The following is an 18415-nucleotide window of genomic DNA, read 5'->3' as shown; positions in this document are numbered from 1 at the left end:
GTGGCTTGGCCACGGCAATCTGCCTATAATCCGCCGCACTTTTTCGGCCCGACCAATACCTGGAGTCGTCCATGAGCTACAGCAGCATCCCGGCTGGCAAAGACCTGCCGAACGACATTTACGTCGCCATCGAGATCCCGGCCAACCACGCGCCGATCAAGTACGAAATCGACAAGGACACCGACTGCCTGTTCGTTGACCGTTTCATGGCCACCCCGATGTTCTACCCGGCCAACTACGGCTTCATCCCGAACACCCTGGCCGACGACGGTGACCCCCTGGACGTACTGGTCGTGACCCCCTACCCGGTCGCTCCGGGTTCCGTGATCCGCGCCCGTCCGGTTGGCGTGCTGAACATGAGCGACGAAGCCGGCGGCGACGCCAAACTGATCGCCGTGCCGCACGACAAGCTGACCGTTCTGTACAAGGACGTGAAGGAATACACCGACCTGCCGGCCCTGCTGCTGGAGCAGATCAAGCACTTCTTCGAGAACTACAAGGATCTCGAGAAGGGCAAGTGGGTGAAGGTCGAGGGCTGGGGCAACGCCGCACAAGCTCACGACTACATCACCAAGGCCGTCGCCGCCTTCCAGGCCAAGTGATGGCTGCGGGGTAGCCCGCCGCGAAAAGCCCCGTCTAGACGGGGCTTTTTTATGACCGGTAATAGGTTTTTCGTCGCAACTTTGCTACGATCAGCTCCCCGCACGCAGAGCCCTGCGCTGCCACAGAATCAAGGCGGTCTGCTTTACCAGAAGTAAGGTTGGACCACCCCCTGAAAGCCGGCCACAAGCCGGCTTTTTTAATGCCTGCGAAACGCCGCTACCGCTCGCCGGCCACTGCGCAACCGTCGAGCAAAGCGCATAAGATCGGGCTACTACCTCATTCCGGCACCTGCCATGAAGCCCGCTCCGTTCCTGCTCTCCCTGCTACTGTCGATCCCCACCGGCGCCCTCGCCCAGAGCGAGGAATGGCAACTGGCGAAGGAAGAGGATGGTGTGCGCGTCTACCTCAGCCACGTGCCCGGCTCGCGCTACAAGAGTTTTCGTGGCGTCACCCTGGTGAAAGCCGATGTCAGCACCCTGGGCCACCTGCAGGAGAACCTGCGTGTGTCCTGCGCCTGGCTCTACGCCTGTGCACAGATGCGCCTGCTCAAGTACACCGACGAAGCGATTTGGGTCTACCTCGACACCAAACTGCCCTGGCCCGCAGCGCCACGCGACCTGGTGCTGCAAGTGAGCACCGAAGAAACCCCTGACGGCGGCATGATCCGCCGTCTGCAAGCCGCGCCCGACTACATCCCGCCAGTGGAAGGCCGCATCCGCGTCCCGATGCTCTCCGGCACCTGGCAGCTGGTGCCCAAGGGCCCGAAGCTCACCGAGGTCATCTACCAGATGCGTGCGGACCCCGGCGGCAGCGTACCGTCGTGGCTGGCGAACCAGTTCGTGGTGGACGCACCGCTGGTAACGCTGCGGACATTGAGGGTCGTCGCGGAACACCAGGAAATCCAGGCGCCTGGCTACTGAGCCGCAAACCCGCCACCTGCACCATCTCCCGGGTTTTAGCGGAACCGGCTAAAGAGCTGGGGGGCACAGCCCGCCTCAATCCGAATACTCGACATGGCCCGTCATCACACTGGGTCTACTGAAGGTGTCGATGGAGTCTATTTTCGCCGCCATTTCCCGGCACTTCGCCTTGAACGCTTCATCATCCATATCGATCCAGTAACGCGGATTGCGACCAGTCTTGCGGTCATGTTCGGCGGTCACCGGGTCCTGGGCGCGGTATTCCTCCAGTGCCGGCGTATCGGGCAAAGGGCGGCTGGTATCCATGTAGTTCTGAAGCAGATCCCACAACGCCAGCACCTCGTTGTGAGGCTGATCCGCACTGAGCAGGGCTCCGACCTTGATACGAATATCGCGGTAACGGTGCATCAGGTAGAGCACATTGAGGGGGGCGCCCTGACGATCAGGGCTGGTGTGGATATAGGCGTCGAACTCGTAGAAAGGGGCGCTGACTTCGCCAATTACGCCTGTTTTCTTGAACTTCTTGTAGTCATAGAGGGTGGCAAGGCCAGTACGTCGGCTCAACTTCCATAGCGGCCCGTGAGAAGGCTTGAACCAAAATTTTGGAAAGTAGCTAGAAACAAAATGCCCAGCCATCCACATTAAAGCCGGAGGAAGAATCAATATTAAAAACATATCAAAATACGACAACAAAAGTTCAAACCACCCTCCCCCCTTGTGGGCCAGATCAAATAAATACCCACTTAAAACAAGAAAAATACCTAAAAAAAACCAAACCTTTCCAACAGGGCCAATCAAAAGCCAGAACTGCGACTTAAACGAAAGCATCGCCATCGTAAGACTTTCATGGTCGTATCGTTGATGCAGGTCTATACCATCGAAAGGAGTCGGCTTATAAGTGCCATTGGCAATCTGCTCGGCCTTTTCCTTTGCCCTCTGCTCATGCCTGCGCATTGCTTCGGGCGTCAGGAACTCAAGCAGACTTGCAGGTATGACATCTTGCGTGCTTCCCCACGGCAGTCGGGTGCAGGAGAACTTCTGGTACAGACTCCGAGCCTGGGACGCAGGTTGGTCGGGAATTCGGTCCGGGCGATAGCTGGTGGGCAAGTAGTAGTCTTGGCTTGTCATCCGTTGGTTGCCTTTTGATTGCCTCGTCCGCCCGGAAACACGACCACAGAGCGCCGCCCGCTAACCCGCGAAATCGACATGCTGGGCAATCAGGTTCGGGCGTGAAAACGTATCGATAGCATCGATCTTCGCCGCCATTTCCCGGCACTTCGCCTTGAACGCTTCATCATCCATATCGACCCAGTAACGCGGATTGCGACCAGTCTTGCGGTCATGTTCGGCAGTCACCGGGTCCTGGGCGCGGTATTCCTCCAGTGCCGGCGTATCGGGCAAGGGGCGGCTGGTATCCATGTAGTTCTGAAGCAGATCCCACAACGCCAGCACCTCGTTGGGAGGCTGGTCCGCACTGAGCAGGGCTCCAACCTTGATTCGTATATCGCGGTAACGGTGCATCAGGTAGAGCACATTGAGGGGGGCGCCCTGACGATCAGGGCTGGTGTGGATATAGGCGTCGAACTCGTAGAAAGGTGCGCTGACTTCGCCAATTACACCTGTCTTCTTGAACTCCTTGTAGTCATAGAGGGTGGCAAGGCCAGTACGTCGGCTCAACTTCCATAGCGGCCCGCGAGAAGGCTTGAACCAAAATTTTGGAAAGTAGCTAGTAACGAAATACCCAGCCATCCACATTAAAGCCGGCAGCACAATCGCCACCAGAATCATATCTCTAAATGCCCACAGAGTATCAAACCAACCTGAACCCGTTCTGAAAACTCTTAAAAGATAGACACACGGAACAATAAATAAATCGACAAAAAAAACAACCTTTCCAAAAAAGCCAATTAGAAGCCAGAACTGGGACTTAAACGAAAGCATCGCCATCGTAAGACTTTCATGGTCGTATCGTTGATGCAGGTCTATACCATCGAAAGGAGTCGGCTTATAAGTTCCATTGGCAATCTGCTCGGCTTTCTCCTTTGCCCTCTGCTCATGCCCGCGCATTGCTTCGGGCGTCAGGAACTCAAGCAGACTTGCAGGTATGACATCTTGCGTGCTTCCCCACGGCAGGCGGGTGCAGGAGAACTTCTGGTACAGACTCCGAGCCTGGGACGCAGGTTGGTCGGGAATTCGGTCCGGGCGATAGCTGGTGGGCGAGTAGTAGTCTTGGCTTGTCATCCGTTGGTTGCCTTATTGGTTTCCTCATCCGCCCAGAAGGGGCGCCCTGTGCTGCCAAAGTCGGCCTTGGCGTACTCCGGCCCGTAGACCACAGCCGCCTTGATGCCAGGAGTCGGGAATATACGGGTTTGACCACTGCCTTGTAGGACGAACTGCGCACGAACAGCCCAGCGCTGGCTCAGAAACTGGCTGGGCTTGGCCAAAGGTTGCACCACATTGGCCGCGGGCGTCTGGAAGTACAGCTCCAGGGCATTGGGGAAAAGCCGCTGCGCCACGGGTAGCTGGGGGGCAGCCGTGGTTGCCGGCAGTGGCTGGGTGAAGGCCGGCTCCCCTTTGACATTGACCGTGTGCAGGGGGCGCAGCCTGCACTCCGCACGAATGGCGACACTGCCCAGATTCGCCAGCAGGCCGGGCAGCGCACTCTCCAGGCGAATTATCGTGTTGGCCTGGCGCACGCTGAAAGGCGTCTGCTCGTTGATGTCCAGTTTGGCGGTGGGCTCGAAGAGCGGATTCGGCTGGATAGCGATGCGAATATCGGCGAGTACACCCACCAGTCGATAGAAGGCTTCGTCCGGCCTGCGCAGATGAGCAGTTTTCTCGCCGCCCCCTTCGCCGAACGGGCCATTGCTCAGCCAGTCCTGCAATGGCGTGGATGACAGCATATAGACCAGGCCAGCCCCTATGCCGACAAGAAGCAGCCCCAGCCAGCCTGCCGGGGTCAGCCCCATGAAAGTTGCGCTGCCCGCCAGCCACCCGCCCGCCGTTCCGATCAATGCCCCGCTTGCGATCAGCAGATAGCCATACATGGCTTGATCGTTCCATTGCCAGGCATACCAGGCGTCATAGAGACTGACGCCGCAGAATACTAGCCCCGCGAATGACTGCAGAACCAAGCGCGCAGTTGCTTGCTGGATAATCGAAACACCAAGCTTGCCCATTGTCTTAACGATGACTGTGGGTATCCGGAACGTAGCCTTGCGGGCCATCGCTAATACAGACTGATTACCGACCAGCTTGACTGTCAGAGCCTCTAGCGCGATCAACAAGTCCAATACCGCACTTACTCCCCCCCAGTCAGTACGAGTCGACCCCTTCTCAAGATCATTCTGATACTGATTGTTAATCTCCGCCCTCACGTTCCACAATTCGAGCATCAGCACCGCGACTGGGAACGGTGTCGAGTTGAGTATGCGGAACGCCCGCGCACTCTTCTGCCCCTGCAAAACGCCTACCGCTTCGGTCAACGCGGCGCCACGCATTCGTGCTTCCTCGGTTGCAACTTCCGCGGCGGCATCAGCGGCCAGTGCTGCTGTGAGACGCTTGTTCATCTCGCCCACCAGGCGCGCTGTCGACTTGTCGCGCGGGATGGCTATGACCCAGTGCTCGCTCCTCTCGACCCCTGTTCCCGTGACGCGCTTTCGGTCCGTACTGCCCAGTAAGTTGCCCTTGGGATCGAGAAACTCACCGTAGTAACGGGTAGCCATCTGGGTGCGGGTCGGCAGGTCCTCCATGCCGAATAAGTAGTGTGTGCTGCTGTTGAACTGGTTGCGGCGCACGAAGATGGAATAGCCGAACGTCTCCGGCATCATGCTGCGCAACTGCTGGAGCCCCCGCCCATGCAGGTCGACTGTGATCGGGCGCCCCTGCTGGCCCAGCCGCTGTTTCGTCTGGGCCAGGCGGTCGCTGGCGCGCTGGGCACTCTGTTGAGCGGCTCCGGACGCGGCACTGGCCTGGCTCTCACGCTGCCTCGCGCCGTTCACGGCATCCTGGGCGACCTCTACGGCGCCTTGCAGGGTGTCGAAGACACCCATCAGTGCACCGTTGATGTTCTTGCCGCTGAGAGTCAGGAAGCTGTCTAGGCTGGCCCCGGCAGTCAGGGCGCCAAGCATTGCTTCGTCGATGGTGACCATCTGCGCAGCCGCCGGAACCTCGGTGTTTTCCAGCTTGGCCAACTCATCGCCACGGAACTGCCCGGTTCCGGGGTTGGGTGTGCCCGGTTTCGCCTCGTATATCTTGCAGACCAGTGCCTCACTGGCTTCGGGCCAGAGCATTCGATGAAGGGCAGACTGGGTGTCCTGCTGGAGTTTGGCCAGGAACTTCTGCCCTTCGCTGACTGCCGGGCATATCGGGCTTCCTCCACCCGTCGCATCGTGCAGGTCTCCGGTCGGTGCGAGGGGATCGATCTGCGAGGGGTTGAGCGCCAGGCAGGCCAGTGTGCGAACGGTGGCATGCAGGGCACCCAGGTACTGGAAGCCGTCGAGGCTCAGATGATCAGCTAGCGTCGCAACACTTCGCGCCTGCTCCAGCGACTCGCGCAACAAGCCCTGCGCAGACATCACGCCCTGCCATGCCTCCATGCGTTCGAGCACTGCGGTATTGCGATTGATGTCGCAAAGGCCCTGCCGGCTGATTCTGCTGATTTCCTTGTGCAGTGGATTGCTCTTGCCCTGAATGGTGCGGGCGATGACCAACTGCTGGATGAGCAACGCGCTTCCGTGATTGGGTTGCAGAGCGGCGTGCCGGGCACAGAGCTTAAGCAGATGACGATGGTTATCGATGCGGCTTTCGAGATGGCGCATGCGATACCGTGCATCGTCGAGAAGCACCCCGCAAAGCTGGCGCGGCCTTACCGATGCGAGTACGTCAGCCGAGGCTGGCTGCGCCTGCCAGACGTTTTCCTCCGCCGTCGGCTCTCCGCCGGTTGGAGAAGCGGGCGGCTTCTGGCTACGCGCAAGGGCATCCGCGACAGCCCCCAATTCCAGCAGCAGGGTCGAGCCCGACTTTTCCCCCAGCATGCCCTGGTTGAGGAAGGCCATCGCCCGGCGGTACTCCTGATCCGGGAACTGCCCGCTCAGGTCACAAACGTAGCGGCCGGGATGTTCCAACAGGTACTCGAACACCTGCGCCCGCGCCCGTTGCGGTGCAACCAGCGCCAGAGGGAATGCCCGGCCATCGAGATTGAGCCGTGCGACCTGGGCGGGGCCGCTGTTGGATACGGCAACAATGTCGCGGGCGTCGTACTGCGAGAAGCGTTCGAGCATTGCGGCGCCATTCGGCTTGCCGTGATAGACGTCCCTGAAGCTGCGCGCACCTACCTGGAGCCCGAAGGCCTGACAGCGCCGGGCCAGCTCGCCGGGATTGCGCTCCAGGAAGTTCAACCGCGCGGCGCCAAGCTGGACCTCCGAATAGCAGAGCAACAGGTCATGGACGTTCTGGTTGTTCCATCTGGCCGGCAGCCAGATTTCCTCCAGCCCCTGTCCCGTGGCCTGCCGCACCTCGGCCTTGATTCCCTGGGCCGTCCGGTAACGTGCCACGTCGATGTCATGGAACAAGGTCTTGCTGCTGTCGGTGCGGATTTCCAGCTCGCGCCACAGCCTGTTTCGATAGAAGGCGTACAGGTAACCCGGACGGCAGAGCACCGGAGTACCGAGGTCATAGGGGCTCCTGGCACCTCTCAGGGCGGTGAACGGCAATACAGGGACGATCTGGTTCCATTGTGTATCCGCCTGCCGGGGCGTTACCCGCAGGTCATCGCACAGGGGAACGCGGATAGGGCCGCCGGTTTGCGCAGCGATCTCCAGCCATAGGTGTCGCTTGGGCTGACCGCTCCAGTCCCACAGGTGCAATACGCTGCTGCAGAGTTCATCCGCGATGACTTCCTGCTTGCCCTGCTTGGTAAGCCACTCCTGTTGCTCGCGGTCCTTGTCGTCGTAGATCACCAGCTTCTGGCCGGCGGGGTGGTCCTTTCCCACCACCTGAACGATGAGTTTCCCGGCTTCGCACGCCGGGCGCCCGCCCAGCTTGCCCACAGAACTGCTCATGCTTGCTCATCCTTGTTCATGCAGCCTCGCTGCAGGCTTTCTTCCAGGTAGGCCAGGCGCTGGTCCGCAGACTCCCCCGGAAGGTTCGCGGGTACCCTCTGACCGCGGAATGCTTCTCGCAGTTCGAGGTAGCGCAGCAGTTGCTCGCTGTCGTCAAAACCACTGGACGCACCATCACAGAAGTACTGCCAGGCTTCGCCGAAAGGCATCCTGGAAGACCCCGGCCATTGGTAAACGAAGTGCTCCTGCTGCTGACGCAATAGCACGGCCTCCTGCCCCTCATCGAGGCACATTGGGCTGCGTTCAGCGGGTGGAAGCCAGTGCTCGGCGAGGGGATTTTCCAAGCTTTTCCAAGTCTCGATGCTCTCGGCTTTCTCGCGCCAGGTACCGCCATGCCAACTGATCTTGTGTATCGGCCCGAACCAGCGCAGCCGCTGTTTGGACTCTGCCGGAAAGAAGTAGCTCGCGGTGCGCGGGCTCCAGTAGCGCAGAACCCCTTTTCGCTGGCCACCGTCGAAACGTACCAGGAGGATGCCGCGCAGGTGATCAAGAAGAACGCGCTCGTCGGCCACGCTCTGAATCAATAACCCAGGCCAACATTCGGGCGCATTCTGAATAGCACTCAGCAAGGGTTGGCCGGCTGCAACCAGAACCGGGCTCTGGTCTGCATAGAGCGCGAGCTCGGTCTGCTGGAAAAGCATGCGCGGGACTGCCTCACCCCCAGTCGCGCCGAGCCGATGGAACAGATCATGGGAATGATCCAGCAGAACGAAAGTCATCATGTTCAGCGCTCCGCCATCATGGCCTTGCGGCACGGGCAGTCACTGAGAGGACACTGCAGCGGAGTACCGCCCTTGGGCTTCTGGCACAGCTCGACAATCGGCACTTCAGACTTGAGGCGGTGTTGCAGGACGGGATTGGGTACGCCTTCATCGGCGGCCTGCAATGGCCCGGGCAACAATGGCGCTGCAGGTGTGCCTACACCGGGGCTACCTCCGCTGTTGATCTTCACCGTCGCCCCGCTGAGGGTCACTCCCCCGCCGTCCAGTTTGACGAAACTGCCACCGGCCTTGAGGGTCAGCTCGCTACCGGCCTCCATCACGACCTTCACGCCGCCGGACAGGTGAATTTCCTGACCGGCCTCGACGAACTGACCAGTGCCGATCTTCACATGCTGGTTGTTGGCGACGGTCAGGTGATCGTCCGCGCGTAGTTCGGTCTTGCGGTCGGCGTGAGTGGTGTGGTGCTCTTCAGCCTTGAATTCGCTATAGGCGTTGGCTTCGACCGTGTCGTGGCGTTCATGGCCGATACGGATGCGCTGGTCGTTCTCGACGTTCTCATCCCAGTCGCGCTGGGCATGGATGAATATCTGTTCCTGGCCCTTGCGGTCCTCGATACGCAGCTCGTTGTAACCGCCGCCACCGGGATAGCTATTGCTCTTGAATACGCTGCGGGTCTTGTTCCCAGGCAGCGCATAGGGCACCACGTTCTCGGCGTGATAGAGACAGCCGCTGACCAGAGGCTGGTCAGGGTCGCCCTCGAGAAAATCCACCAGCACTTCCATCCCGACACGCGGAATGGATATGGCGCCGAACCGATTTCCAGCCCAGCCGGAAGCAACCCGTAACCAGCAACTGGTCTTGTCATCGGCCTTGCCTTCACGGTCCCAGAAAAACTGGACCTTCACCCGCCCGTACCTGTCGCAGTGGATTTCCTCGCCGGCAGGGCCGGTGACCACTGCGCTCTGGCTGCCGAGAATCCGTGATTTCGGATGCCGCAGCGCTGGGCGGTGCAGGGTGCTCCACGGCGTCGCACTGAAGCTGTTGCGATAGCCCTGGTGGAATTCACCCTTGCCATCGTGGGTATCGCTGGTAATGGACTCCTCCAGAACCTGGGGCTGCTTGCCCTCGTGCACTATCTCGGTGAGCAGCCACAGATCGTTCCACTCGCTGCGCGGATGCCGGGTCAAGGATAGGAAATGGCCGCAGCGCAAGGCGGGCTCGTCGCTGCGACCTTCGGCAACCTGATAGTCGCTGCGGTGGCGCTCCAGCGCTCGCTGCGAAAGCAGCTTGCCGCGCTCGCGGTCAGTGTACCGGCCTGGATAGTCGTAATCCTCAAGGTTCGGCTGGAAGCCGCTGTTGGCGGCGCTATCGAGGCTGACCCTCGGCTTCTCGAAATCGTAGTCACGCCGGCTGACACGGCTGGTGCGCGTTTCCAGACGCTGGCCGAAGCGCTTCACCACCGGCACATCGGCCACCATTCCGGAATCCTGCTGGTATGCCGTTGGTGCCAGCTTCGGGAAGGCGGTCTGGTCATCGCCGAAAACGAGGGTGTGTCCGTCGCTGCTGTGCTGGAAGTGATAGTGAATACCCTCTTCCTCACACAGACGCTGAACGAAGTGCAGATCGGACTCGTCGTACTGGGTGCAATACTCGCGCTGGGGATAGACCGCAGGGCCGAGCTGGAAGCGGTAGGCATCGGCCAGGATCCCGTGCTCCTCAAGCACCTTGGCGATGATCTGCGGCACGGTCAGATGTTGGAAGATTCGCTGGTTGTGCCGATGCGCGAGGTAGGAAAGACGCGGCCGCAGGCTGACTCGATAGCGCGTCAGGCGCTTGCCGGAATCGCCCTGGGCAACCCAGTAGATCTGCCCGTGTATTCCCGCCCCCGTCTGCCCGATAGCCAGGTAGGCAGGCTGGTGAAGGACACGCTCCAGATCCAGGGATGAATGTTCGCTGACCAGTTCCAGATCGAAATGAAAGGGCTGGTCGAGCGCCTCGCGCCCGTGGAACCCAAGCACCTGAAAATCGCTGCTGATACCGTCAAGGTGCAAGCTGAATTGGATCTGGTTGGCCGGGGCGAACATCCGTTGTCCTCTGTTCGGGTAGCCGATTCGCAGTTCCTGACGCCCTGGTCGGTCCATGCAGGAGTTCGAATCAGCAAAAACAGACATCGGCCAGGAAGCGCCTGGCCGATGTGCTTGGCGACGATCGATGCCGGATCAGGCAGAGATCGGGGTACGCCAGTCGTCGGAGCCGGAAGTGCCGGAGACTTCATGAGTCCAGACGATCTTGCGGTAGGTGAAGTAGACGTCTTCCAGGTGAGTGAAGTGCGCCATGTTCGGGTCCTGGCAGTTCGGCATGCGCGACTGGACGTCGACGATCACCGCATCTTCCAGTTCGATGGTGAAGTAATGCTCCTGGGTGCCGGTAGAGGAAGTGCGGTACCACTCCAGGCGACATTTGTTCAGACGCTCACCGGAGGTCAGCGCGTTGAAGATCAGCGGCGAGGATTTGTCGAACACCTTGGTGATCATCAGCGGCTTGTGTACGCGCTGGCCGGTCGGCTGACCGGACTGCGGATCACGCGGAATGATTACCTGGTGGTTGAAAGCCTGGACCAGAACCTGATCCTCATGGCCTTCCTGGAAGATGTTGCCGACCGAGTCCTCGGTGAAAGTGCCAGCAGTGATCAGACCTTGCTTGGTGCCTTCGAGGGACAGGTATGCGGGTGTTGGCATGAAAGCTCTCCTTGCCGTGATGAAGTGAATGGCCCCGGCCAGATGTCGCCGTGGGTGAGACACCTCAAACAAGTTGTATGCCAGAAACTATGAAAGTTCCGAAACACGGGCGCTCCAGACGATTAAAAACAAATATTCAGCCTCGGAAAACTGAAACCACTGTAAATCCCAGCAACAACTTGCCAATAACTGCGCAACTTTTTGCCAGCCCCACAGAGGACCGCCAATCCGCTAGCAGCAGCGTATCAAAATCCAATTTTCCACATGGCAAAAAGTTGCACAGCACCACACAAGGAAAACTCGATCAAGATGAACAGAACCAAGAAATCCGCCTTATAGAAAATGGTACCGACACAATTATTTCTGGAACGATAGTTCGAGAAATACATCACAACAAATCCACAGAAAAAGCCAAAACAGCCGTTTTAGAGCCATCCGAAAAATAGCTGCATTTTGCCGAAAGGCTCACACTCAACTTGAGAAACAAGCCTGGACCACAAGCTGAATAGCAAATTTCCTACACGCCCCTCTATGCAAAAAATTGCACTATGCGCGCCGTTCCATTCATTTATCTCGAATTCGGAAAACTTCATTTCGAGTTAATTTTCTGCATAGAAAACCAGACTCTTCTTATATCCAATCCCCGCCGCATCAGGGATGATCGCAGGAATGAACAACTCCAGAAAGCTTGCATCGCATTATCTCGATCTGGCCTGCCAGCCCATCTCCACGGGTAATTACGCAGGCGAGGATGTACGCTATTCTTCCGAATACGAAAGTCTCGAAGAGGAACTGGGCAAGGCGTCGTCCCTGCACGGCAATGGCCTGGTCGACTGGCAGAAGATTCTGGAGCTCGGCGAAGAAATTCTGCGCACCCAGTCCAAGGACCTCCGTGTAGCGGCCTGGTTGGCCTGGGCGCTACAGCAGCGGGAGTCGTTCGCCGGTCTGCAGGCAGGGCTGGCGATGATGCTGCAGCTCTGCGAACACCACTGGGATGACCTGCATCCCCGCAAGGACCGCACCCGGGCCGCCGCCGTCGGCTGGCTGGTACCCAGGCTGGAGCCGCTGTTCACCGAGAGCCTGGCAATCAAGGACCAATTGACGCTGTTCCGCCAGTTGGCGGAAACCCTGCGCAGTCTCGATGAGCGCCTGAACGCATGCCTTGGCAGCGATGCGCCGCTGCTGCTGCCGATGTGCCGGCGCCTCGACGAGATGATTCAGCGCGCCGCCCAGGACCAGCCCAAGCCGGGCTCGGTCAGCGCCGTGGTGGCATCGGTCAGGCAGGCAGCGACCAACCTGATCAATCCGGCCGCCATCATCGAGAACGAGAAGGACGCCCACAAGGCACTCCGTGCCCAACAGGACGGCGCCCGCCCCCTTTGTGCCTGGTGGCTGCGCCAGAAGGCCACCGACCAGCGCGCCCTGCGCCTGAACCGTACGCTGCTCTGGCTCCCCATCGACACACTCCCCGACCGCAACTCCGAACAGATCACCAGCCTGCGCAACCTGCCCGCCGACAAACTCAGCAACTATCGGGAGCGCTTCGAAAACGGCCAGTATGCAGACCTGCTGGTCGACCTGGAGGCCAGCCTGGCCCGCGCACCGTTCTGGTTCGACGGCCAGCGCCTGGCCTGGGAATGCCTGCAGGCCCTGGATGCCGAGCAGGCCATGCGCGAGGTGGAAATCCAGTTTGCGCTGTTCCTGCAACGGCTTCCCGGCGTGGTCGACCTGCGCTTCTTTGACGGCGCACCATTCGCCGAGCCCGCCACCCGCGGCTGGATCAGCAGCCACGTACTGCCACACATACAAGCCCAGGCCAGCGTGCGCGAGGCGCCGCCCAGCACCGAAGCGTCCATCTGGGAGCAGACGCTGCAGGAAGCTGCGCCGATCCTGCGCAAGGAGGGCCTGAAGAGCGCCGTGCAACTGCTCAAGCAGGGACTGCAAAGCGCCCAGGGCGGACGCCAGCGGTTCTTCTGGCAACTGAGCATGGCCCGTCTTTGCCTGCAGGCGAAGAAGTACGAACTGGCCAGGACCCAACTGGAATCTCTCGACCAGGAACTGCAGGCATCGTCCCTGCACCTCTGGGAACCGGATCTCGCCTTGCAGGTACTGCACCTGCTGCACACCTGCTGCGAGCTGCTGCCGCAGAACCACAGCGTGCGCGAGCGCAAGGATGAGGTCTATCGCAGGCTGTGCCACCTCGATCTCGAAGTGGTGCTCGATTAGGCCTTCGGGCCGTAAATGCAAAGGAGAAATGCCATGGCCAAAGAAGGCTCGGTAGCCCCCAAGGAACGCATCAACATCACCTTCAAACCCGCGACCGGCAATGCCCAGGAAGAGATCGAACTGCCCCTGAAGCTACTGGTTCTGGGTGACTTCACCCAACGCGCCGACGGCCGCAAGGTCGAAGACCGCAAACCGATCGGAATCGACAAGAACAACTTCGACGAAGTGCTGGCCAAACAGGAGCTGGGCCTGACCCTCAACGTACCGAACCGTCTTCAGGAGGAAGCCATCGACGAGGATCTGGCCGTTTCCCTGAAGGTCAACTCGATGAAGGACTTCAATCCGGCGAGCCTGGTCGAGCAGGTGCCGGAGCTGAAGAAGCTGATGGAGCTGCGTGATGCCCTGGTCGCCCTCAAAGGCCCGCTGGGCAACGCACCGGCCTTCCGCAAGGCCATCGAAAGCGTGCTCGCCGACGACGAATCGCGTGACCGCGTACTGGGTGAGCTGGGCCTCGCGGCCAAGCAGGACGCCTGAGCCAGGAACTGAGAAGGAAGCCAACACATGAGCACGAGTGCAGTACAGGAAAACACCGGGGCTGGCGTCGAGTTCGGCATTCTCGACCGCATCATCGCCGAGACCAGCCTGACCCCCGACGACGAGGCCTACAGCATCGCCAAGCGTGGAGTTTCCGCCTTCATCGAGGAACTGTTGAAGCCGCAGAACCAGGGTGAACAGGTAAAGAAGGCCCTGGTCGACCGCATGATCGCCGAGATCGATGCCAAGCTCAGCCGCCAGATGGACGAAATCCTCCACCACGCGGAGTTCCAGGCGCTGGAATCGTCCTGGCGCGGCCTGAAGCTGCTGATCGACCGCACCAACTTCCGCGAGAACATCAAGGTCGAGATCCTCAACGTCTCCAAGCAGGACCTGCTGGACGATTTCGAGGACTCTCCGGAAGTGGTCCAGTCCGGCCTCTACAAGCACATCTACACAGCGGAATACGGCCAGTTCGGCGGCCAGCCGGTAGGCGCCATCGTCGCCAACTACTACTTCTCGCCGAGCGCGCCTGACGTGAAGACCATGCAGTACGTCGCCAGCGTATCGAGCATGTCCCACGCGCCATTCATCTCCGCCGCCGGCCCGAAATTCTTTGGCCTGGAAAGCTTCACCGGCCTGCCGGACCTCAAGGACCTGAGGGACCACTTCGAAGGTCCACAGTTCGCCAAGTGGCAGAGCTTCCGCGAGCAGGAAGATTCCCGCTATGTCGGCCTGACCGTGCCGCGCTTCCTGCTGCGCAACCCGTACGACCCGGAAGACAACCCGGTGAAAACCTTCGTCTACAAGGAGAACGTCGCCAACGACCACGAACACTACCTGTGGGGCAACACCGCGTTCACCTTCGCCAGCAAGCTCACCGACTCCTTCGCCAAGTTCCGCTGGTGCCCGAACATCATCGGCCCGCAGAGCGGCGGCGCGGTGGAAGACCTGCCGCTGCACCACTTCGAGAGCATGGGCGAGATCGAGACCAAGATCCCGACCGAGGTACTGGTTTCCGATCGCCGCGAATACGAGCTGGCCGAGGAAGGCTTCATCTCCCTGACCATGCGCAAGGGTAGCGACAACGCTGCGTTCTTCTCCGCCAATTCGGTGCAGAAGCCCAAGTTCTTCGGCATCAGCGAAGAAGGTAAGACCGCAGAGCTGAACTACAAGCTCGGCACCCAACTGCCCTACCTGTTCATCGTCAACCGCCTGGCCCACTACCTGAAGGTCCTCCAGCGCGAGCAGATCGGCGCGTGGAAAGAACGTACCGACCTCGAACTGGAACTCAACAAGTGGATCCGCCAGTACGTGGCCGACCAGGAGAACCCCAGCGCCGAAGTCCGCAGCCGCCGTCCGCTGCGCGCCGCACAGGTGCTGGTCAGCGACGTCGAGGGCGAACCGGGCTGGTACCGCGTCAGCCTGAGCGTGCGCCCGCACTTCAAGTACATGGGTGCGGACTTCACGCTGTCGCTGGTCGGCAAGCTCGACAAGGAATGAGCAGGAGCTGAGTGATGAAAGGATACGGCAGTCTGTTCGAGCGCCTGGGCGGTGAAGCCGCCGAGCGTTCCGGCTGGAGCCCGGAGGTGGCCGCCATGGCCTCGGTGGCTGCCCATCTGGCCAAGATGCTCAGCACCCGTGCGGGCAGCGTGCAGACGCTGCCCGACTACGGGCTGCCCGACCTCAACGACATGCGCCTCAGCCTGCACGACTCGTTGAATCAGGCGCGCAAGGCCATCGAGCGCTTCATCGAAGCGTACGAACCACGGCTGTCCGGCGTACGCGTCATTTCCATGCCCCGCGACCACGACCCGCTGAAACTCGCCTTCGCCATCGAAGGCCTGCTGGAGGTCGAAGGCCTCCGCCGCCAGGTCAGCTTCTCCGCGAGCCTGGATGGCAGCGGACAGGTCAAGGTCCAGTAAGGAGAAACACTATGTCCGGAAAACCCGCCGCCCGCGTCAGCGATCCAACCGCCTGCCCATTGCCGGGCCACGGCACCAACCCGATCGCTGCCGGTTCGCCCGATGTGCTGCTCGACGGCCTGCCCGCCACGCGCCAGGGCGACCCGTCTGCCTGTGGTGGCGCCATGGCGAGCAATGTGATTCCCACCGTGCTGATCAACGGCATGCCAGCGGCCACGGTCGGGACCGTAGGTAGCCATGGGAATGTGGTGGTGAGCGGGTCGGGGACGGTGTTGATTGGAACGGCACATTCGCCGGCGCCTTTTCTGCCTCCACTGCCGATCCCTGGCGGATTCGATGAACAGTTCAGGATCATGGATGCAGAAGGGCGCCCACTGGCCAATGTACCGTTCCATATCCTTGAGCCATCGGGAAAGACCCATCAAGGGTTCTCCGACGCCGAGGGCAGAACACCGCGCATCTTCACTCACCGTGAAGAGCCACTGGAAATCACCACAGGCGTTGCGGCACTCGAGAAGTGGGGTAGTGCATGAGCGAGTTCCAGTGCAGAGCACCGACCAACCAGTCGCCCAACTCGGTAAGCAATGTGCCCGGCTATTTGATGCCTGCGCGCGCTTTCTTTTTCGTCGTGGTTGAGGAGGTTGGCAAAGACGGATTCCTGGTCAGGAAAATCTATGCCTCGAACAAGAGCCCTTACTTGCGGGACATGAACCTGTCTCCTCTCCAGCAGCTCTCGGAGCTCAATCCGGAGCGCTATGGAATGCTGCCGAAAGACCCTGTCGCACCGTACTCGGTAGCCGAGCATGTCATGGGGGGCGGCAAGAATATCTCGCCGTACATTTCCACCAGTTCGATATTTCCAGAGGGCTCCCCCCGGTTCGACGGCCGAAGCATATTCATCGACATCAGCAAGGCACGGCAAGCAGGCCTGAGACTGATCTCGACCCAGGAAATTCTTGTCGAACTGGAGCAGTACAAAACGACGAACCCGCACCTCGCCAAACGAGTTGACAAGATCGCAAGTTATGTTCGCGACATTGACAAAGAAGTACTGGTTCAGGGGAAGAAGGTTCCCGCCAGTGCCATCTTCAACAAGGACAGTCTCAAGTTCACCCAATCGGTAGCCAGGACTGCACGCGTGGTCCAGGTAGTCGGCATCGTTTTTACCGCTTACGACATAACCCAGGCCTCCCGAGAGTCGGTGCGGTTAGGCAACGCAAAACCAATCACCGCCGAGTTGGTACGCCAGGCCGGTGGTTGGGGGGCGGCCTGGGCCGGATTAAAGATGGGTGGCGCCGTGGGCGCTGCCGTAGGAATCGAAACCGGCCCTGGTGCCGTATTGACCGGGCTCGTCGGAGGGATTGTCTTCGGCGCAGCGGGATACTTTGGTGCCGACTGGGTCGCCGACCACATCTATGAAAACTAACGCCACGGCCGAGCGGTGAAATAGAGATGCCCTTGTTTCGATTTCTCCTAGACAAACTCCACCTCAAAAGGGAAAGCCCGAAGTTCCCTGAATGCCCTGACAACCCGATCATCGTTAACGGGAGCGAGTCCTTCCTGAGCTATCCCGCCAAAACGTATCTGGGGGCGCAAGGCGCGAACGCATACTACATGATTGCGGTGCTTAGGAACGCAGAGCTACCGAAGCTGAAAGCCCTGGTTCAGTCGCGCTTTCACTCTCAGGAGCCGGTCAACGACTCCATAGTTCAGAGCGAACTCCAAGAGGCGCTGGCGATGTCCTATCGCGAAGAATTCGGTGGAGTGCTTGTCGAGCTGACGACCAACTCCGTTCCGCTGCTGCAATCCATCGACAAGCTGTTCGATAGTCCACCTGCACCCTGGCTGGCTTTTCCACACCTGGAGCCCATCGAAGTCATTCTGCCCAAACAAGGCAGTCTCGAATATTGGTGGGACCACATCTGGCATCCGTACTGGTCAAGCCTGTCTCCGAATGAAAAGGAGCAATACCGCCAGAGCGCGCCTACGGCATGGCGGGAGGTTCTGTTGTGAACTTTGTTCACGAGGCCCGCTGTCGCATGGGCAACGGTGCGTCCTGCGAGGCGCTTTGGGCGAAGGAAAACCACCGCCCGGTTGCACGTGAACTGACCACGATGGGCAAGGATTACCCCCAGACCTACAAAGTGAACAATGCCATCTTCGCCCCCACCGGCAATGCTCGTCTGACCGGCCCCGTCGATGCGGCATCGGTCAGCCTCTATGGGATATGGAAACAGAAGAAATGAAGCGTTCCACCTTGCTCTTCATCGCCCTTGGCTGCCACCTGCTGGTCAACGATCTTGGCCTGTTTCTCTACAAGCAACTGCGGGGTGCCACCGACTCCCGTGGATACGCTCCCGGAGCCATCACTCGCCCTGCTCTCCTGCCCATCGTGGTCGCCAACCTGTGCATGGCATTCGCTTCCCGGCGGGCTTTGAAAATCGGCGTTGCCGCGCTGGCGTGTGGCTCGCTGGCCTGGTTGCTGCTGCCGTATCACCCATTGCGCGCCGCGTTCTATTGCGGGGTGCTCCTGGCACTGAGCCTGGGCGCGATGATGACGGCGACCTGGCTCGGCCGATGGCAGGACCGCCGTCGTACCGCCTGACAGAACCACGCAAGCCCTAG

18 protein-coding genes are annotated in these 18415 nt (G+C 60.1%); 12 read left to right on the top strand and 6 right to left on the bottom strand.

Translation table 11 applies throughout. The annotated features are described in order from the left end of the window. Positions 1 to 71: 71 nt before the first annotated feature. Both ppa and OU419_RS04370 read left to right on the top strand, forming a co-directional pair. Positions 72 to 602 carry an inorganic diphosphatase gene (gene ppa / locus OU419_RS04375; protein ID WP_254471204.1) on the top strand — a complete coding sequence of 177 codons (531 nt, stop codon included), beginning with the start codon at positions 72 to 74 and terminating at the stop codon, positions 600 to 602. A gap of 294 nt (positions 603 to 896) precedes the next feature. Then, positions 897 to 1523 carry an START domain-containing protein gene (locus tag OU419_RS04370; RefSeq protein WP_254471205.1) on the top strand — a complete coding sequence of 209 codons (627 nt, stop codon included), beginning with the start codon at positions 897 to 899 and terminating at the stop codon, positions 1521 to 1523. A 75-nt stretch (positions 1524 to 1598) separates the two neighbouring features. Here the strand turns inward: OU419_RS04370 and OU419_RS04365 are convergent, their stop codons facing one another. The 6 genes from OU419_RS04365 to OU419_RS04340 all read right to left on the bottom strand — a co-directional run bounded on the left by OU419_RS04365 (position 1599) and on the right by OU419_RS04340 (position 11105). Continuing rightward, positions 1599 to 2651 (bottom strand): hypothetical protein, encoded by a 1053-nt coding sequence (locus tag OU419_RS04365; RefSeq protein WP_254471206.1) that lies wholly within the window; start codon positions 2649 to 2651, stop codon positions 1599 to 1601. 60 nt (positions 2652 to 2711) lie between these two features. Continuing rightward, positions 2712 to 3764 (bottom strand): hypothetical protein, encoded by a 1053-nt coding sequence (locus OU419_RS04360; protein WP_254471207.1) that lies wholly within the window; start codon positions 3762 to 3764, stop codon positions 2712 to 2714. Continuing rightward, positions 3761 to 7585, bottom strand: a complete 3825-nt coding sequence (locus OU419_RS04355; RefSeq protein ID WP_254471208.1) for a hypothetical protein — start codon at positions 7583 to 7585, stop codon at positions 3761 to 3763. The genes OU419_RS04360 and OU419_RS04355 overlap by 4 nt, the downstream gene beginning before the upstream one ends. Then, positions 7582 to 8367 (bottom strand): DUF4123 domain-containing protein, encoded by a 786-nt coding sequence (locus OU419_RS04350; protein ID WP_254471209.1) that lies wholly within the window; start codon positions 8365 to 8367, stop codon positions 7582 to 7584. The genes OU419_RS04355 and OU419_RS04350 overlap by 4 nt, the downstream gene beginning before the upstream one ends. 2 nt (positions 8368 to 8369) lie before the next feature. Further along, positions 8370 to 10451, bottom strand: coding sequence for a type VI secretion system Vgr family protein (tssI, locus tag OU419_RS04345; protein WP_254471210.1), 2082 nt, complete (start codon positions 10449 to 10451; stop codon positions 8370 to 8372). Positions 10452 to 10586: 135 nt separating this feature from the next. Continuing rightward, on the bottom strand, positions 10587 to 11105 hold the full coding sequence (locus tag OU419_RS04340) for an Hcp family type VI secretion system effector (protein ID WP_015475543.1): 519 nt from the start codon (positions 11103 to 11105) through the stop codon (positions 10587 to 10589). 50 nt (positions 11106 to 11155) lie between these two features. Between OU419_RS04340 and OU419_RS04335 the strand changes: the two genes are divergently transcribed. From OU419_RS04335 to OU419_RS04290, 10 genes are all read left to right on the top strand, one after another. Then, positions 11156 to 11551, top strand: coding sequence for a hypothetical protein (locus OU419_RS04335; RefSeq protein WP_254471211.1), 396 nt, complete (start codon positions 11156 to 11158; stop codon positions 11549 to 11551). A 223-nt stretch (positions 11552 to 11774) separates the two neighbouring features. Continuing rightward, positions 11775 to 13331, top strand: coding sequence for a type VI secretion system protein TssA (tssA, locus tag OU419_RS04330; RefSeq protein ID WP_254471212.1), 1557 nt, complete (start codon positions 11775 to 11777; stop codon positions 13329 to 13331). 33 nt (positions 13332 to 13364) lie between these two features. After that, a complete protein-coding gene (gene tssB, locus OU419_RS04325) occupies positions 13365 to 13865 on the top strand; it encodes a type VI secretion system contractile sheath small subunit (RefSeq protein WP_254471213.1) in 501 nt (166 codons plus the stop codon). 27 nt (positions 13866 to 13892) lie between these two features. Then, complete coding sequence (gene tssC, locus OU419_RS04320; protein ID WP_254471214.1) at positions 13893 to 15368, top strand: type VI secretion system contractile sheath large subunit; 1476 nt, start codon at positions 13893 to 13895, stop codon at positions 15366 to 15368. 14 nt (positions 15369 to 15382) lie between these two features. Continuing rightward, complete coding sequence (gene tssE, locus OU419_RS04315) at positions 15383 to 15790, top strand: type VI secretion system baseplate subunit TssE (RefSeq protein WP_254471215.1); 408 nt, start codon at positions 15383 to 15385, stop codon at positions 15788 to 15790. An 11-nt stretch (positions 15791 to 15801) separates the two neighbouring features. Beyond that, a complete protein-coding gene (locus OU419_RS04310) occupies positions 15802 to 16323 on the top strand; it encodes a PAAR domain-containing protein (RefSeq protein WP_254471216.1) in 522 nt (173 codons plus the stop codon). After that, on the top strand, positions 16320 to 17216 hold the full coding sequence (locus OU419_RS04305; RefSeq protein ID WP_254471217.1) for a glycine zipper family protein: 897 nt from the start codon (positions 16320 to 16322) through the stop codon (positions 17214 to 17216). The genes OU419_RS04310 and OU419_RS04305 overlap by 4 nt, the downstream gene beginning before the upstream one ends. Before the next feature lie 32 nt (positions 17217 to 17248). Further along, complete coding sequence (locus OU419_RS04300) at positions 17249 to 17803, top strand: hypothetical protein (protein ID WP_254500504.1); 555 nt, start codon at positions 17249 to 17251, stop codon at positions 17801 to 17803. Positions 17804 to 17829: 26 nt separating this feature from the next. Further along, on the top strand, positions 17830 to 18036 hold the full coding sequence (locus OU419_RS04295) for a hypothetical protein (RefSeq protein WP_254471219.1): 207 nt from the start codon (positions 17830 to 17832) through the stop codon (positions 18034 to 18036). Beyond that, entirely contained in the window at positions 18033 to 18395 is a 363-nt protein-coding gene (locus OU419_RS04290; RefSeq protein ID WP_254471220.1) for a hypothetical protein, read from the top strand. The genes OU419_RS04295 and OU419_RS04290 overlap by 4 nt, the downstream gene beginning before the upstream one ends. Positions 18396 to 18415: the final 20 nt, after the last annotated feature.

Origin of the sequence: Pseudomonas triclosanedens, assembly GCF_026686735.1 — a bacterium.
Taxonomy (GTDB): domain Bacteria; phylum Pseudomonadota; class Gammaproteobacteria; order Pseudomonadales; family Pseudomonadaceae; genus Pseudomonas; species Pseudomonas triclosanedens.
Note: the sequence above shows the minus strand (reverse complement) of the source record. Positions and strands in the feature narration are given on the sequence as shown.

Excerpts from the sequence above, each read along its gene's own strand:
- OU419_RS04295 (WP_254471219.1), top strand. The coding sequence starts at position 17,830 with ATGGGCAACGGTGCGTCCTGCGAGGCGCTTTGGGCGAAGGAAAACCAC.
- OU419_RS04365 (WP_254471206.1), bottom strand. The coding sequence starts at position 2,651 with ATGACAAGCCAAGACTACTACTTGCCCACCAGCTATCGCCCGGACCGA.
- ppa (WP_254471204.1), top strand. The coding sequence starts at position 72 with ATGAGCTACAGCAGCATCCCGGCTGGCAAAGACCTGCCGAACGACATT.
- tssB (WP_254471213.1), top strand. The coding sequence starts at position 13,365 with ATGGCCAAAGAAGGCTCGGTAGCCCCCAAGGAACGCATCAACATCACC.
- OU419_RS04350 (WP_254471209.1), bottom strand. The coding sequence starts at position 8,367 with ATGATGACTTTCGTTCTGCTGGATCATTCCCATGATCTGTTCCATCGG.
- OU419_RS04360 (WP_254471207.1), bottom strand. The coding sequence starts at position 3,764 with ATGACAAGCCAAGACTACTACTCGCCCACCAGCTATCGCCCGGACCGA.
- tssA (WP_254471212.1), top strand. The coding sequence starts at position 11,775 with ATGAACAACTCCAGAAAGCTTGCATCGCATTATCTCGATCTGGCCTGC.
- tssE (WP_254471215.1), top strand. The coding sequence starts at position 15,383 with ATGAAAGGATACGGCAGTCTGTTCGAGCGCCTGGGCGGTGAAGCCGCC.
- OU419_RS04355 (WP_254471208.1), bottom strand. The coding sequence starts at position 7,585 with ATGAGCAGTTCTGTGGGCAAGCTGGGCGGGCGCCCGGCGTGCGAAGCC.
- OU419_RS04290 (WP_254471220.1), top strand. The coding sequence starts at position 18,033 with ATGAAGCGTTCCACCTTGCTCTTCATCGCCCTTGGCTGCCACCTGCTG.
- OU419_RS04340 (WP_015475543.1), bottom strand. The coding sequence starts at position 11,105 with ATGCCAACACCCGCATACCTGTCCCTCGAAGGCACCAAGCAAGGTCTG.
- OU419_RS04370 (WP_254471205.1), top strand. The coding sequence starts at position 897 with ATGAAGCCCGCTCCGTTCCTGCTCTCCCTGCTACTGTCGATCCCCACC.
- OU419_RS04305 (WP_254471217.1), top strand. The coding sequence starts at position 16,320 with ATGAGCGAGTTCCAGTGCAGAGCACCGACCAACCAGTCGCCCAACTCG.
- tssC (WP_254471214.1), top strand. The coding sequence starts at position 13,893 with ATGAGCACGAGTGCAGTACAGGAAAACACCGGGGCTGGCGTCGAGTTC.
- OU419_RS04310 (WP_254471216.1), top strand. The coding sequence starts at position 15,802 with ATGTCCGGAAAACCCGCCGCCCGCGTCAGCGATCCAACCGCCTGCCCA.
- tssI (WP_254471210.1), bottom strand. The coding sequence starts at position 10,451 with ATGTTCGCCCCGGCCAACCAGATCCAATTCAGCTTGCACCTTGACGGT.